Consider the following 14,292-nt stretch of genomic DNA (forward strand, 5'->3'; position numbering starts at 1 on the left):
AAGTGCTATCGGCCTTCGTCGTTGCTCGCGTCTCCGTTACTATTGACTCCGCATTCTTCGGCCAAGGCCCTGAACATGACCCAAGCGCTGCGCGTGATCTTCGCTGGCACGCCTGACTTCGCTGCCGAGAGCCTCTCGGCGGTACTCGACAGTCACCATCAGGTGATTGCCGTCTACACTCAACCAGATCGACCTGCAGGACGCGGTCGCAAACTGACACCTAGCCCGGTGAAGTCACTGGCGTTGTCTCATGACATACCGGTATACCAGCCGAAGCGGCTCAAGGATGCTGAGGAGCAGCAAGCGCTGGCAGCCTTGGAGGCAGATGTCATGGTGGTGGTGGCCTACGGCTTGATCCTGCCGCTTCCCGTGCTCGAAGCCCCCCGCCTTGGGTGCCTCAACGTGCATGCCTCACTACTGCCACGTTGGCGCGGCGCTGCACCGATCCAGCGAGCCATTGAAGCCGGCGACAGCGAAAGCGGTGTGACCATCATGCAGATGGACGAAGGCCTGGATACCGGCGACATGCTGATGATCCGCCGCACCGAGATCAGCAAAACCACGACGGGTGGCGAGCTTCACGACCGTCTGGCCAGCCTGGGGGGCAAAGCCATTGTCGATGCCCTTGATCAGCTTGCCGCAGGCGAGCTGACGCCGACGCCCCAGCCGGATAGCGGCGTGACCTACGCCGCCAAGCTGAGCAAGGCCGAGGCGGAACTGGACTTTCGCCAGGATGCACAAACGCTCGCCGCGCGAGTGCGGGCATTCAATCCGTGGCCTGTCACCTGGTGCGCCCTGGGCGATGACCGCCTGCGCATTCATCTGGCAGACGCCGTGGACAGCGCTGACGCGGCTACACCAGGCACCATCGTCAAGGCGGAAGGAGAGCTGCTGGTCGCCTGTGGTCAAGATGGCCGCGAGCGCCTGCGCATCACCCATGCCCAGCTGCCCGGTGGCAAGGCGCTGCCGATCAATGAGCTGCTACGTGCCCGAGCCGAGCGTTTCGCCGTAGGCGCCTGCCTGGGCCAGCCGCAAACGGAGGCCAGCGAATGAGCGATTCACGCCCACGCCAGCACGGCCAGCGCAACGCTCGCCAGCGCAAGCCCGATCAGCAAAGCCGTGCCCACACCAATGCACGCAGAGACATGGGTGACTGTGTTCGAGCTGCAGCAGCGAAGGCGCTGGTTCCGGTCATTACCGGCAAGGGCTCGCTGTCTTCTCTGGATGATCATCAGGTCGTGGCTCGCGACAGGGCGTTGTTCAAGGCGATGTGCTTTGGTGTCTGCCGGACGCTGCCCAGACTGGAAGCGCTGGCGGACCAGTTACTGGAAAAGCCCTTCAAGACTCGCGACGCCGACATTCAGGCGCTGCTGCTGCTCGGCATCTTCCAACTGCTGTACCTGCGCATTCCCGCCCATGCGGCGGTAGGCGAGACCGCTGGGGCCGCTCGCCTGCAGGGCAAGGCCTGGGCAACCCGCGTTCTTAACGGCTGCCTGCGCCGTCTGCAGCGCGAATCCTCAACACTGGAAGCAGAAGTCGACCGTGACCCTGCAGTGGCCTTGCTGCATCCGCGCTGGTGGCTCAAGGCGCTGCGCCAGGCGTGGCCTGACGACTGGCGCGATATCTGTGAGGCCAATAACCAGCCAGGCCCAATGACTCTGCGCGTCAACCGTCGCCACAACGACCGAGAGCAGTATCTGGACATCCTCGACGGTGCCGGGATCAGCGCACGTCTGTGTTCACACGCGCCTGACGGCTTGATCCTGGATGCCCCTCGCGATGTGGACAGCCTGCCAGGCTTCGCCGAGGGCCATGTCAGCGTTCAGGATGAAGCCGCCCAGTTGGCCGCTGTGCTGCTGGGCCCTGTCATCGCCCCTCGCCCCGGCGCGAGAGTCCTGGATGCCTGCTGTGCACCTGGCGGCAAGACCGCTCACCTGCTTGAGCTGTTCGACATCGATCTGCATGCCATCGACTCCGACGCTGCACGTCTTGCCCGTGTGGAAGACACCCTGACTCGCCTCGGACTCTCGGCCACCCTGGCCCAGGGCGATGGTACCCAGCGGGACTGGTGGGATGGCACGCTGTTCGATGCCATCTTGCTTGACGCTCCCTGCTCGGGCAGCGGAGTCATCCGCCGTCATCCCGACATCAAGCGCTTGCGCCGTGCCAGCGACATCCGCCAGTTGGCCGAGTTGCAGCAGGCCTTGCTCGATAACCTGTGGCCGCTGCTCAAGCCCGGCGGCACCTTGTTGTACGCCACCTGCTCGGTCCTGCCGGAAGAGAATCGCGACCAGATTCGCGCCTTTCTTGAGCGCACTGAGGATGCCAGCGCCAACATGCCTGCCGACATTGCCTGGGGCCAGACATCAGGAGCCGGACGCCAACTGTTACCGAAGATCGACAGTCACGACGGTTTCTTCTATGCCAGACTGGTCAAGGCAACCCACTGAGCCACACGGCAGCAGGGTTGCTTGCCCGCCACCAGGCCGTAGTTGCCTGGGCGGGCGGTCCCACGACGTCTACCGCTACAGGGAGTATGTATGAGCCAACACGTGTACAAGCAGATCGAGTTGACCGGTTCGTCCGAGACAAGCATCGAAGACGCGGTCCAGCGCGCCATCACCAAGGCGTCTGAGACGGTGCATGACCTGCGCTGGTTCGAGGTGACCGAAACACGCGGGCACATCGAAAACGGCCGGGTCGCCCACTGGCAGGTGACGTTGAAGGTCGGCTTTACCCTGGACTGATCCAGCGATCAGCTCTCCCCGGAGATACCTAGGCTTGCATACTGACAGGCCTTCGGTGTTTCCTTTCGGCACAGGGCGGGAGACATCCCGCCCTGTTGGTCTGTTCAGGGCTCAGGTATGCTGGCCCTATGTTGCAGCGCACCATGCGCTCTCGACCTCTCTTCGGACACGACGATGAAGATCATCATTCTCGGCGCCGGCCAGGTTGGCGGCACCCTGGCGGAGCATCTGGCCCGCGAGGAGAACGACATCACGGTGGTAGACACCGACGGTGAGCGTCTGCGCGAGCTGCATACGCGGCTGGATATTCGCACGGTTTCCGGGGCGGCCTCCTACCCCATGGTGCTGCGTCAGGCAGGCTGTGAAGATGCCGACATGCTGATCGCCGTGACCAACTCCGATGAAGTCAACATGATCGCCTGTCAGGTGGCCCATACCCTGTTTCGCACACCGACCAAGATCGCCCGTGTGCGCGCCACGGCCTACCTCGCCCGCAAGGGCCTGTTTGCCCATGAGGCCGTCCCTATCGACGTGCTGATCAGTCCCGAGCAAGTCGTCACCGATCACATCCGGCGCCTGATCGAGCATCCTGGTGCCTTGCAGGTGCTGGAATTCGCCGGGGGCCTGGTCCAGCTGGTGGCGGTCAAGGCCTTCTACGGTGGCCCGCTGGTCGGCCAGGAGCTTGGCTTCCTGCGACGTCACATGCCCAGCGTCGACACACGCGTTGCCGCCATCTATCGCCGCAATCGCCCGATCATTCCCCGCGGCGACACGGTCATCGAAGCCGACGACGAGGTCTTCTTCATCGCCGCACGCCGCGATATCCGTGCCGTGATGAGTGAGTTGCGACGGCTCGACCGGGATTTCCGCCGCGTCGTGATCGCCGGTGGCGGCAACATCGGCGAGCGCCTGGCCGAACATCTCGAGCACAGCCACCAGGTCAAGATGATTGAACACAGCCTGGACCGCTGCACCCAGCTGTCAGAACGCCTTGACCGCACCGTGGTGCTGCATGGCAGTGCCACCAGCAAGCGGCTGCTGGAAGAAGAGAACATCGAAGACTGCGATATCTTCTGTGCGCTGACCAACGACGACGAGGTCAACATCATGTCGTCGATGCTGGCCAAGCGGATGGGGGCCAAGAAGGTTCTCACCCTGATCAACAACGCGGCCTACGTCGACCTGGTCCAGGGTGGCGAAATCGATATCGCCATCTCGCCTCAGCAGGCCACGATTGGCAGCCTCCTCACCCACGTTCGCCGCGGCGACATCGTCAACGTGCACTCGCTGCGCCGGGGTGCCGCGGAGGCCATCGAGGCGATTGCCCATGGCGACAGCCAGTCATCGCGAGTGGTGGGACGCGCCATCGGCGACATCGATCTCCCCGGGGGCTCGACCATCGGCGCCATCGTGCGCGGCAAGGAGGTCTTGATCGCCCATGACGACGTGGTAGTGGAAAGCGGCGACCATGTCATCCTGTTCGTGGTCGATAAACGCAAGATTCGTGACGTCGAGCGCCTGTTCCAGGTCGGGCTGACGTTCTTCTGATGCGCATGGCGTTACCTCGAGAGACGACCATCGAGTTACCACAAGGAGAGCCGCCGCATGAGTCCGTTCCCGACCGGGCTTGAGACGACGACCCGTTCACTGACATCTTCCCCTTGCGCTACTTTGCACAGGAGCCGGATGGCATGAGCCTGAGAATGATTCTGCGTATTCTCGGGCTGCTGCTGATGATGTTCAGCCTGACCATGGTGCCGCCCATCGCCATTTCGCTGCTGTTCGGCGATGGCACCTGGGACGCCTTTCTGATCGCCATTGCCATCACCGTGTTCACCGGTGCTGCGATGTTTCTGCCGAATCGACATGCTCGGCGGGAGCTGCGGACCCGTGACGGCTTCCTGATCGCCGCCATGTTCTGGACGGTACTGGGGCTGTTCGGTTCCCTGCCACTGATGCTGACGGGAAGCACGGCGCTGTCTTTTACCGATGCCGTTTTCGAATCCTTCTCTGGGCTGACGACCACGGGTGCGACGGTCATTACCGGCATCGACTTCCTGCCGGAGGCCATCCTCTACTATCGTCAGCAGCTGCAGTGGCTAGGCGGCATGGGCATCGTGGTCCTGGCGGTCGCCATTCTGCCGACCCTCGGCGTCGGCGGCATGGCGCTGTATCGCACGGAGATTCCGGGACCGCTCAAGGACTCCAAGCTGACCCCTCGGATCACCGAGACCGCCAAGGCACTGTGGTACATCTATGCCACCCTGACGCTAGCCTGCATGCTCGCCTACATGGCGGCGGGCATGGATTGGTTCGATGCACTGGGCCATAGTTTTTCCACGGTCGCCATCGGTGGCTTCTCGACCCATGACGCCAGCATTGGCTACTTCGACAGCGCCTTGATCGAAGCGATCTGTGTGGTATTCATGCTGATCTCGGCGCTCAGCTTCAGCCTGCACTTCCTGGCCTGGCGCGAGCGCCGCATCAGCCACTACTGGGAAGACTCCGAGGCACGGTTTTTGCTGCTGTACCTGACCGGCCTGGCGGCTATCACCGTCATCGTGCTGTGGCTGACCGGCACCGAGGAGACCACGGTCGGCCTGCGCCACGGCATCTTTGAGGTGGTCTCGGTCGCGACCACGGCCGGATTCTCGGTGGCCGACTTTTCTGCCTGGCCAGGCGCCTTGCCGCTACTCCTGTTCATCGCCGCCTTTGTCGGCGCAAGCTCAGGCTCTACCGGTGGCGGCATGAAGGTCATTCGCATCATCCTGATCATCAAGCAGGGAATGCGCGAGATCATGCGCTTGATTCACCCCAACGCCGTGATCGCCGTCAAGATTGGCAAGGTCAGCGTGCCTGACGGCATCGCACAGGCGGTCTGGGGTTTCTTCTCGGCCTACGTCCTGCTGTTCTTCCTGATGCTGGTCGGGGTCATGGCCACCGGCGTTGACCAGGTAACGGCCTGGTCCACCGTAGGCTCCGCGCTCAACAACCTGGGCCCGGCGCTGGGTGAAGCCAGCCTGCACTACGGCGATATGCCGGCGATGGCCAAATGGATCCTGGTCATGGCCATGCTGATGGGACGCCTGGAGATCTTTACCGTACTGGTACTGTTCACACCCGCTTTCTGGCGCAAATAGTGCGGACTCCTGGGCCGCGTCGACGCTCAAGCGTGTCCGCCTGCCGCCGACCTGCCCGCTTCAGCGTCGGCAGCCGTCCCCATCACCAGCAGGGCACGCTCGGCTCTGGACGATAGCGGCCATTCAGCCCGATGTATCAGGTAGAGGGTATCCGCCACCTCGGGCTGCCCCGTCACCACCCGAAGGGAGCCCTGCTGCTCAAACGCCTGACGGGCGAAGCGTGGCAGCACGGTAAAGCCCAGCCCCTCCGCTACCGGTGCCAGAATCAAGCCGATCTGATTGGTAAAGCCGCTGATTGGCCAGTGGGCATAGCCGGGGGACCCCGGAAAGCGTCGGCTCAACAGGCGAGACGCCAGCGCCTTGCCATCCGGATGGTCGATGAACCCCAGCGACATCAGGTCATCCCAGCGCTCTACCTTTGCGGCGGCAGGCACGATCAGCTCCAGCGGTTCTGTCGCAAACTCGCTGACGGTCAGCCTCGGGTCATCGGGACACTCGATGACCAGTCCCATTTCTACCCGCGCCGCCAGCACCGCGTCGATGATGTCCTGGGTCGGCCCGAAGCGATGTCGAATGCACAGGCCAGGCGAGCGCTTCTGCAGCTCCAGCAGCCGGGGATACAGCGCCAGGCCGATGCTGCCCGGCGTCATCAGACTTATCTCGCCATGATCATCGCGATCCCCGGCCAGACGCAGCTTAAGCCGCTGATCCACCTCCGCACGCTCCCCCAGATAGTCGACCAGGGCGTGCCCCGCCGGGGTCAGTTCGAGCTGCCGCGGCCGTCGGATGAACAGCGCCCCTAGCTCGGCTTCAAGTTTCTGAACATGCTGACTGACCGCCGCCTGGGTGAGCTCCAGTTGATCGGCAGCCCTGGTGAAGCTTCCCTGTTCGACCAGGGCATGAAAAGAACGTAGCCAGAGCGGATTAAGCATAAGCATCTATTATCACTACCATAAGCGGCACACTATTTTCATTATAGTCATCACCGCCCAGACTGTGTGCATTCACTCCACAGCAAGAGGCAACGAGACATGAGCTCATCCCATCAGGACCGCCCCAACTATCCACGCAGCTTCTCCCATATCGGCATCTCGGTACCGGACGTCGAGGCGGCCGTGGCGTTCTACACCGAGGTCCTGGGCTGGTACCAGATCATGGCCCCCACCACCATCGAGGAAGACGACTCTGCCATTGGCGAGATGTGCACCGATGTCTTCGGGCCTGGCTGGGGCAGCTTCCGCATCGCGCACCTATCCACGGGGGATCGCGTCGGTGTCGAACTCTTCGAGTTTGCCAACCATGAAGATCCCGAGAACAATTTCGAATACTGGAAAACCGGCGTCTTCCATTTCTGCGTGCAAGATCCGGACGTGGAAGGGCTGGCGGAACGCATCGTCGCCGCCGGCGGCAAGAAGCGCATGCCCAAGGTCCGTGAATACTATCCCGGGGAAAAGCCCTACCGGATGATCTACATGGAAGACCCCTTCGGCAACATCCTCGAGATCTACTCCCACAGCTATGAATTGACCTACTCGGCTGGCGCCTATCAGGACGAGAGCAACGCGTGACATGGTGATCGACAGGCCTGGGATGGGCACCCTCAAGCCCCTCCTTGCGTCACGAATCATGACAATAGCGTGATTTGCCGACGGACAGGGCAGGCCATGTTTGGCCTGCCCTGCTGGTTCATGGATAATCGATCCTTCACATTCTTCAGGCCTCGAGGCCCATGAGCGAGATCGACGACACCGTACTGGCCGAGCGGCCGGAGACCCAAGGCGGCCCACGCCGCGATATCACCGTTGGCGAGACCACCTTCACCTTGCTCGGTACCGCCCACGTCAGCGCCGAAAGCGCCGACGAGGTTCGCTCGCTGATCGATTCAGGCGACTTCGATGCCGTGGCTATCGAACTCTGCGATGCCAGACACAGCAACCTGGCCAACCCTGACGCCCTGGCGGAACAGGATCTGTTCCAGATCTTTCGCCAGGGCAAGGCCGGCATGGTAGCGGCGAACCTGGCGCTCGGGGCATTCCAGCAACGTATCGCAGAACAGTCAGGCATCGAGCCGGGGGCCGAGATGCGTGCCGCCCTGGAGGCCAGCCAGCGCCACCAGCTCCCGCTGTTGCTGATCGATCGCGACGTGGGCCTGACCCTGAAAAGGATCTACCAGAATGTTCCCTGGTGGCAGCGTTTTAGCTTGATGTCCGGGCTACTGGGCAGCGTGCTGTCCCGCCAGGAAGTGTCGGCGGAGGAAGTGGAGCGCCTCAAACAGGGTGACGTGCTGGAGTCGACCTTCAGTGAGTTTGCCGCTGAATCCGAAACCCTGTTCACCCCGCTGATCAGCGAGCGTGATCGTTACATGGTCATGCGCCTGGCCCAGCAATGCCCGCCAGGCAAGTTCCGGCGAGTTCTGGTGGTGATAGGCGCGGGCCACCTCAAGGGCATGGCGGAGCACCTCGAGGGCCCTCCCTCTCAGGCTCCGGACGAGGAAATCGCCGCGCTGGAGGCCACGCGTCCCACCTCCAAAGTGTGGAAGATGGTGCCCTGGATCATCACCGCACTGGTCCTCACGGGCTTCGCCATCGGCTTCTCGCGCAACACCGAGCTTGGCTGGCAGCTGGTGGCAGAGTGGTTCATCATCAACGGTGCGCTGTCGGGCATCGCCACCCTGTTCGCCCTGGCGCATCCCGTCACGGTCGTCGCCACCGTCTTTGCCGCGCCGCTGACCTCGCTTAACCCGACCATCGGCGCAGGCTTCGTCGCTGCAGGCGTGGAGCTGGCCATGCGCAAGCCCAAGGTGCGTGATTTCTCCACGCTGCGCCACGATGTGACCGAGGTGAAGGGCTGGTGGAGGAACCGTGTGTCCCGCACGCTACTGGTCTTCCTGACCGCCACGCTCGGGTCCGCTGCGGGCACCTGGATCGCCGGTTTCCGGATCGCCGGCAGCCTGTTCGGCTAAGCGGACCATCGATCGCATCCACCTCGCCGTCGCTGACGCGGCGGGGTGGAAGGCGCCTGTCACCCGCTAAGCGTTCCTCTGAACCATCCTGCGTTCCCGCCCCCTCCACTGCCCCACCGCGGCAAACGTCAGCTCTGCTGCCGCCCGCTCACTCGTAATCTCATGTTTTCCTCCAGCGCCGATGTCTCGGTGCGGCTGCAGATCCAGTCATGCACCAAACGACCTCGATGGTAGGTTTCCTGCACCGCGCCACTCATGCCTTCTTCAGGAGCCGAGATCGCCTGGCGATAGGCTCTGACGACGCCTGCAGGCAAGCCAGCCGCCCATGCACCAAGTACTGGCGACGACGCCTCCTGGCGATCCAGCAACTGATGAAACTCCTGCACAGGCAGACGCAATGCCGGCAGGGCAGCGTCCAGCAGGCCGCATATCGTCCGAAAGCCATCTAGCTCCTGGCGCTCCCTGTCGGGGTCAAGGTATTCCAGCCGAGTCGCCAGATCCTCGAGAGACTCCATCAAGATGCGACACCCGGGGTCCACGGCCAGCAAATTGACCCGGGGCGCCCCCTCTCTGACCTCCGCCAACCGCTGCAAGAACGCATCGGCGCCGTGGTTGACCAGGATCCTGCCCAGGGCCAGGCGCAGGTAGTGGAAGAACTGGCCCGGCCCCTCAGAGCGGTCCCGCTGATAGCGCGCCAGAGCCCAGTCCAGCATGCCGCCAAGACTCCAGCGTCGCACTACCCCGTGGCGGCAGAAGCAGCGCTCGTTGAGCGCAGTGGGTCGCTGGCCTTGGCGCCGCTGAAAGGTATCTTTCAGTTGGGTCATCAAACCTGCGGGATCTATCAGTCCTCGTTCCACGATGGCCTCGAGCCGGGCCAGGGTCTGCGCGATGGCATCGGCGGCATCGACCAGGTAGGCGGCCGGGTGACGGCTTCGATGGGTCAGTCCCAGCGCCCCACGCATGGCCGTTTCGATAGCGGCCTCACTACGGTAGCTGTTGCCCGTAAAAGGCCCAGACAGGGCCTGCTCGGGCCATGGTTCATGCCGTCCTAGCAATGTTGCGCTCTGCGCATGGGTCAGGCTGATACCTTCCAGGGTCACAATGCTGCGCAAGGCCTGGGCACGTGCATCAAAGCGGCATAGCTCCGCCAGCACCGCGTGCCCCTCCTTCTTGTCGACGGACAGCCCCCCTGCCGTCATTCCTCCAAACTCCGGCAGGTGGCTGTCGAACCAGCCACACACGGCAAGCTCTCCCGCCTGACCGAAGGGAGGACGACCGACATCGCAAAGCAGGCAGCCAACGTCGACCAGACAGCCGAGCGCAGTGTCGAGTCCTGTCAGTTCGTGCCTGGCGGGCTCCTGCTCAGTCAGCTCTTTTTCTGCCAGTTCGTGCCTGGCCAGTTCGTGCTTAGCCAGGTTGCCGTGGAGCTTGCGATAAATCAGGTGGACGATACGGCGACCCACTTGCTGACGTTCAAGCGCCAGCGACAGCAACCGTCGATCGCTGTCCTGGGCCAGGATTCCCCCCTGCTGCGGGAGCAACTGCAGTCGACGAACGCTGGCGCTATGAATGACCCGAGAACGATCCTTGTCGAGACGACGCTCGAGCAAAGGAAGCGACAGGTCGACCTCCTGTGCATCATACGGCCAGCCACCTAGCCGTTGATCCTCGGGCTGTGGCCGGCAGGAAAGGAAACGCTGGTGTAGGTGCATGGGGCTCCCCGCGCGTCATCGCGCTCATTATCGTAGTTGTGTCAAAAAGAGAGCCTGTCGCAGAAAAAGTGCAGGCGAACTAAGACATTTACGACAATGAGTGCCCGATTTGCGGGAATAATGATGTAGCTGATCAGCGATTCATCTGCCTAAAACTTCGCATCAGCACATAACGACCGAGTGCTAGCGCCCCTCAGTTGATGAGGATGGTGCCTGCTGAGCTCTCCTCAGCGCTGCCAGCCTTGTCATCGAGGGGGTGGGCGTCTCGATCTTGGTGTAGTGGCGACTGGCCGCATAGCTTTCATTGAACACATCAAAGTAGTCGTCGAGCACCTGAGCCGCCGCCACTTCACCGCTTTGCCGCAGCAACTCGGCTGCCACTTCTGCCGTGCACAGGTGTGCCTGGGAGGCCGGCTTGCGCAGCTGATAGCGGGTCAGGCGATCGGTGCGAAGGGGTAACACGGGAAGGTGTTCCAGGTAGGGGCTCTTGCGAAAGATCCGACGTGCCTGGCGCCAGGTGCCGTCCAGTAGAATCAGTACGGGAATGCGTGCGTCTTCCACCTGGGTGACGGCCTCTACCTCTACCACGCGATCCGCGTAGTCAGGCTGGTCGTCAGGAAAGACCACGAAGGGCGCGTAGCGCGGATCAGCGAGCAGGGCCAGCAGGGTGTCATCTGGCGCCGTGCGATACCAGGTAAAGACGCGAGTCGTGGCCAGCACGTCTGCGATCAGCCGTCCGGTGTTGGTGGGCTTGTGATGTTCCAGCGGATGCGTCATCAACCACACCTGCACCCGGCTGTCGGCCTTGGCTTGATAGGGACAGAGGCAGTTGAGTTCCGGCAGATTGCAGCCTTCACAGCGGGTCACGAAGCTGCCGCGCGCCTTGAATTCCCGACGCGGTGGGCGGGGGTGGCCAGTGGCAGGATCGACCGCGGCAGACTCGGCGCCATCGCTCATGGGCGCAGCATCACGTTCGGCGTCGAGCGAGGCGGCAGGGAAAGCATCACAACGGGAATCACACATGGCAAGGAGGGTGCTGAGGCAAAGGGCGCCCAATCTACCACGCCAGACGGAACACGTCAGTCACGCTGCCAGCACCGCGTACCCGCCACGACCGTCGACGTCGCTGTCAGGCGTTACCTGACGGCGGCACGAACAGGCGCCCCTCACGCTGCCAGTGGCGAGTAAGCGCCGGCACCCCTTCCCCGGCAGGCATCACCCAGCGGGTCACCCCGGCGGGCACCTGCAGTCCAGGGTCTGGGTCCACCAGCACGCACTGTGCGTCCAGCGGCAGCTCATGGATCAGGGCAGCGGCAGGCATCACCGCCAACGAGGTCCCTACCACCAGCAGCAGATCCGCGTCGGCCACTAGCTCGCAAGCCTCCTGATAGGCGGGAACCGCCTCACCAAACCAGACCACATCCGGTCGCAGCTGGCTGCCTCGATCGCAGACGTCCCCCATGGCGATGTTGCGCCGTCCAAGGGGGTAGCGCATGCGCTCATCGACGGAGGAACGTGCGACCATGATCTCACCGTGCAAGTGCAGCACCTGGCGCGAACCGGCCCGCTCATGCAGATCATCGATGTTCTGGGTCACGATGCTGACATCGAATCCCAGGGCCTCAAGATTGGCCAACGCACGATGGGCCGCGTTGGGGCGTGCATCCCGCACCTGCTCACGCCGAGCATCGTAGAAGCTGAGCACCCGCTGAGGATTTTTCGCCCATCCTTCAGGCGTCGCCACGTCCTCGATCGGATGATTGGCCCACAGGCCATCTGCTGCCCGAAAGGTCTCGATGCCGCTCTCGGCACTGATGCCAGCGCCGGTCAGCACTACCAGGTGAGGAGATTTGGCCATGCAGGCGCTCCGTGACAGATTGCAGTGATCTTCGCGCCGCCGTTCGCGATCAGTAGGTCAAGCCCCCGGGGTCCGAGGCGAAGCGCTGCTTGTTGCGATAGGGATAGACATCGATCACGTGTCCATCGGTGATCGCACGCTGCAGGCTTTTCCAATAATCGGCGTCGAACAACTCCGGGTGCAGCTCGTAGAACAGCTTGCGCAAGTGAACGTTGGCGAACAGGAAGGGCCCGAATTCCTCGGGGAAAATATCATTGGGGCCAACCGAGTACCAGGGTTCATCAGCCAGCTCCTGCTCAGGGTACAAGGGCTCCGGAATATGCCGGAAGTTGCACTCGGTGAGGTAGCTCACCTCATCGTAGTCATAGAAGATGACCCGACCATGCCGGGTGACGCCGAAGTTCTTGAGCAGCATATCGCCTGGAAAGATGTTGGCCGCCGCCATCTGCTTGATGGCATTGCCGTAATCTTTCAGTACCGCGCGGGTTTCCGCCTCATCACACTGCTCCAGATAGAGATTGAGCGGGGTCATCATGCGCTCGGTGTAACAGTGCTTGATGATGACCTTGTCATCCTTGAGATACACCGTGGAGGGTGCCACTTCCAGCAGGTGTTCCAGGCACTCCGGGTCAAAGTGATCCTTGCGCGACACCAGATAGGAAAATTCCTGGGTATCGGCCATGCGCCCTACCCGATCATGGCGTTTGACCAGCCCATACTTGTCGCGCACGTTGTCCCGACTCATCGCCTTGGACGGGTCGAAGCGGTCCTTGATGATCTTGAACACGGTGCGATGGGAAGGCAGCACGAACACCGCCATGACCATGCCACGCACCCCTGGCGCGATGATGAACTTGTCCTCGCGGCGGGCAATCTGCTGATTCAGCGCGCGGAAGAACTCCGTCTTGCCATGCTTGAAGAAGCCAATCGCAGCGTACAGTTCACTGATGGGCTTGTCCGGCATCAGCATGTGCAAATAAGCGACGAACTCTCTGGGTACCGTCGCATCGACCTGAAAATAGACGCGGGTGAAGGAAAAGATGATCGAGACCTCGTCCGGCTCGATCAACACCGTGTCCAGATGCAGCCCCTTGCCCTCTTCATGCAACACGGGCAACACCAGCGGCACCTGCTGATCTCCGCGATGCAGGCGTCCAACCAGATACGCCCCCTTGTTGCGGTAGAACACGCTCTTGAGCAGTTCGATCTCGACTCCGTGGCCGTCACGCAACCCCTCGGGCAGGTGATCGACCAGGAAATCCCGGGCCAGATGCCCGCAATGATCGAGGTCGATAAACGGAAGTCCCAACTGCGCGCCCTCCAACGCCTGGTGGATGGCCTGCGCCCAGTTGCCGTCGACGGCGATGCGTCGACACAGATCGATGCCTGAGTGATGACTGGCGGCGTCCCGGGAGGAATTCACGAACATCCAGTCGTCGCGAATATGACGATGATGGAAGATCGAGCAGAACTGGGAATTGAAGTAGGTTTCCGCCAGCTCGTAGTCGAGGCGCTGGCTGATCAGCTCGATGTAGTGCCCCTTGGCTTCTCGCCAGCACTCGCAGTGGCTCAGGGTATCTTCATCAAAGGTCCGCCTCAGACGCTCCAGGGTCTCGTCGACCTTGGCCTGATACAGGTTGATCCGCTCGGCGGAGGCTTGCTGCGCCTCGCGCCAGGCAGCGTCGCAAAAGCGCCGATTGGCGTCCAGGGTGATCTGCTTGAAGCGCGAACGGTACTCATCGAAGCCATGCAGGATGGTGGCAGCGATGCGATAGGCAGGGGACAGTTTCATCTCGGCACTCCCGGCGGACGTCGACTCAGAATGACGGTCCCCGCCGGTCTCGGCGAGACGACCAATGTCGACTGTCATGTT

Annotated in this window: 12 protein-coding genes; 7 read left to right on the forward strand and 5 right to left on the reverse strand. The window is 62.4% G+C overall.

Going from position 1 to position 14,292, the window contains the following annotated elements; genetic code table 11:
- Window positions 1-75 precede the first annotated feature (75 nt).
- From fmt to KUV72_RS05925, 5 genes are all read left to right on the forward strand, one after another.
- The gene (gene fmt / locus KUV72_RS05905) at window positions 76-1,053 is read left to right on the forward strand and encodes a methionyl-tRNA formyltransferase (RefSeq protein ID WP_222237740.1); all 978 of its coding nucleotides are present in this window, start codon (window positions 76-78) and stop codon (window positions 1,051-1,053) included.
- A gap of 92 nt (window positions 1,054-1,145) precedes the next feature.
- Window positions 1,146-2,450 (forward strand): 16S rRNA (cytosine(967)-C(5))-methyltransferase RsmB, encoded by a 1,305-nt coding sequence (gene rsmB / locus KUV72_RS05910; RefSeq protein ID WP_222237803.1) that lies wholly within the window; start codon window positions 1,146-1,148, stop codon window positions 2,448-2,450.
- 90 nt (window positions 2,451-2,540) lie between these two features.
- Complete coding sequence (locus tag KUV72_RS05915) at window positions 2,541-2,747, forward strand: dodecin (protein ID WP_206941615.1); 207 nt, start codon at window positions 2,541-2,543, stop codon at window positions 2,745-2,747.
- Window positions 2,748-2,921: 174 nt separating this feature from the next.
- The gene (gene trkA, locus KUV72_RS05920) at window positions 2,922-4,295 is read left to right on the forward strand and encodes a Trk system potassium transporter TrkA (RefSeq protein ID WP_206941617.1); all 1,374 of its coding nucleotides are present in this window, start codon (window positions 2,922-2,924) and stop codon (window positions 4,293-4,295) included.
- 143 nt (window positions 4,296-4,438) lie between these two features.
- On the forward strand, window positions 4,439-5,887 hold the full coding sequence (locus KUV72_RS05925) for a TrkH family potassium uptake protein (protein WP_206941618.1): 1,449 nt from the start codon (window positions 4,439-4,441) through the stop codon (window positions 5,885-5,887).
- A 26-nt stretch (window positions 5,888-5,913) separates the two neighbouring features.
- Here the strand turns inward: KUV72_RS05925 and KUV72_RS05930 are convergent, their stop codons facing one another.
- A complete protein-coding gene (locus KUV72_RS05930) occupies window positions 5,914-6,819 on the reverse strand; it encodes a LysR family transcriptional regulator (RefSeq protein ID WP_222237741.1) in 906 nt (301 codons plus the stop codon).
- A gap of 99 nt (window positions 6,820-6,918) precedes the next feature.
- Here KUV72_RS05930 and KUV72_RS05935 point away from each other — a divergent pair, with 99 nt between their 5' ends.
- Together KUV72_RS05935 and KUV72_RS05940 are read left to right on the forward strand one after the other, a co-directional pair.
- A complete protein-coding gene (locus tag KUV72_RS05935; RefSeq protein WP_206941620.1) occupies window positions 6,919-7,455 on the forward strand; it encodes a lactoylglutathione lyase family protein in 537 nt (178 codons plus the stop codon).
- A gap of 161 nt (window positions 7,456-7,616) precedes the next feature.
- Window positions 7,617-8,849: a TraB/GumN family protein gene (locus KUV72_RS05940; protein WP_222237742.1), complete on the forward strand. Its 1,233-nt coding sequence runs from the start codon at window positions 7,617-7,619 to the stop codon at window positions 8,847-8,849.
- A gap of 128 nt (window positions 8,850-8,977) precedes the next feature.
- Here the strand turns inward: KUV72_RS05940 and KUV72_RS05945 are convergent, their stop codons facing one another.
- From KUV72_RS05945 to aceK, 4 genes are all read right to left on the reverse strand, one after another.
- Entirely contained in the window at window positions 8,978-10,561 is a 1,584-nt protein-coding gene (locus tag KUV72_RS05945) for a hypothetical protein (RefSeq protein WP_222237743.1), read from the reverse strand.
- Window positions 10,562-10,744: 183 nt separating this feature from the next.
- Window positions 10,745-11,518: a tRNA-uridine aminocarboxypropyltransferase gene (locus KUV72_RS05950; protein WP_222237804.1), complete on the reverse strand. Its 774-nt coding sequence runs from the start codon at window positions 11,516-11,518 to the stop codon at window positions 10,745-10,747.
- A 172-nt stretch (window positions 11,519-11,690) separates the two neighbouring features.
- Window positions 11,691-12,419 (reverse strand): SIR2 family NAD-dependent protein deacylase, encoded by a 729-nt coding sequence (locus KUV72_RS05955; protein WP_206941625.1) that lies wholly within the window; start codon window positions 12,417-12,419, stop codon window positions 11,691-11,693.
- A 49-nt stretch (window positions 12,420-12,468) separates the two neighbouring features.
- A complete protein-coding gene (aceK, locus tag KUV72_RS05960) occupies window positions 12,469-14,211 on the reverse strand; it encodes a bifunctional isocitrate dehydrogenase kinase/phosphatase (protein ID WP_206941627.1) in 1,743 nt (580 codons plus the stop codon).
- Window positions 14,212-14,292: the final 81 nt, after the last annotated feature.

Origin of the sequence: Halomonas sp. DP4Y7-1 (genome assembly GCF_019800705.1) — a bacterium.
Lineage (GTDB): Bacteria > Pseudomonadota > Gammaproteobacteria > Pseudomonadales > Halomonadaceae > Halomonas > Halomonas litopenaei_A.

What these genes read in the sequence shown, in the direction of transcription:
- fmt (WP_222237740.1), top strand. Translation starts at nt 76, where the DNA reads ATGACCCAAGCGCTGCGCGTGATCTTCGCTGGCACGCCTGACTTCGCT.
- rsmB (WP_222237803.1), top strand. Translation starts at nt 1,146, where the DNA reads ATGGGTGACTGTGTTCGAGCTGCAGCAGCGAAGGCGCTGGTTCCGGTC.
- KUV72_RS05915 (WP_206941615.1), top strand. Translation starts at nt 2,541, where the DNA reads ATGAGCCAACACGTGTACAAGCAGATCGAGTTGACCGGTTCGTCCGAG.
- trkA (WP_206941617.1), top strand. Translation starts at nt 2,922, where the DNA reads ATGAAGATCATCATTCTCGGCGCCGGCCAGGTTGGCGGCACCCTGGCG.
- KUV72_RS05925 (WP_206941618.1), top strand. Translation starts at nt 4,439, where the DNA reads ATGAGCCTGAGAATGATTCTGCGTATTCTCGGGCTGCTGCTGATGATG.
- KUV72_RS05930 (WP_222237741.1), bottom strand. Translation starts at nt 6,819, where the DNA reads ATGCTTAATCCGCTCTGGCTACGTTCTTTTCATGCCCTGGTCGAACAG.
- KUV72_RS05935 (WP_206941620.1), top strand. Translation starts at nt 6,919, where the DNA reads ATGAGCTCATCCCATCAGGACCGCCCCAACTATCCACGCAGCTTCTCC.
- KUV72_RS05940 (WP_222237742.1), top strand. Translation starts at nt 7,617, where the DNA reads ATGAGCGAGATCGACGACACCGTACTGGCCGAGCGGCCGGAGACCCAA.
- KUV72_RS05945 (WP_222237743.1), bottom strand. Translation starts at nt 10,561, where the DNA reads ATGCACCTACACCAGCGTTTCCTTTCCTGCCGGCCACAGCCCGAGGAT.
- KUV72_RS05950 (WP_222237804.1), bottom strand. Translation starts at nt 11,518, where the DNA reads ATGAGCGATGGCGCCGAGTCTGCCGCGGTCGATCCTGCCACTGGCCAC.
- KUV72_RS05955 (WP_206941625.1), bottom strand. Translation starts at nt 12,419, where the DNA reads ATGGCCAAATCTCCTCACCTGGTAGTGCTGACCGGCGCTGGCATCAGT.
- aceK (WP_206941627.1), bottom strand. Translation starts at nt 14,211, where the DNA reads ATGAAACTGTCCCCTGCCTATCGCATCGCTGCCACCATCCTGCATGGC.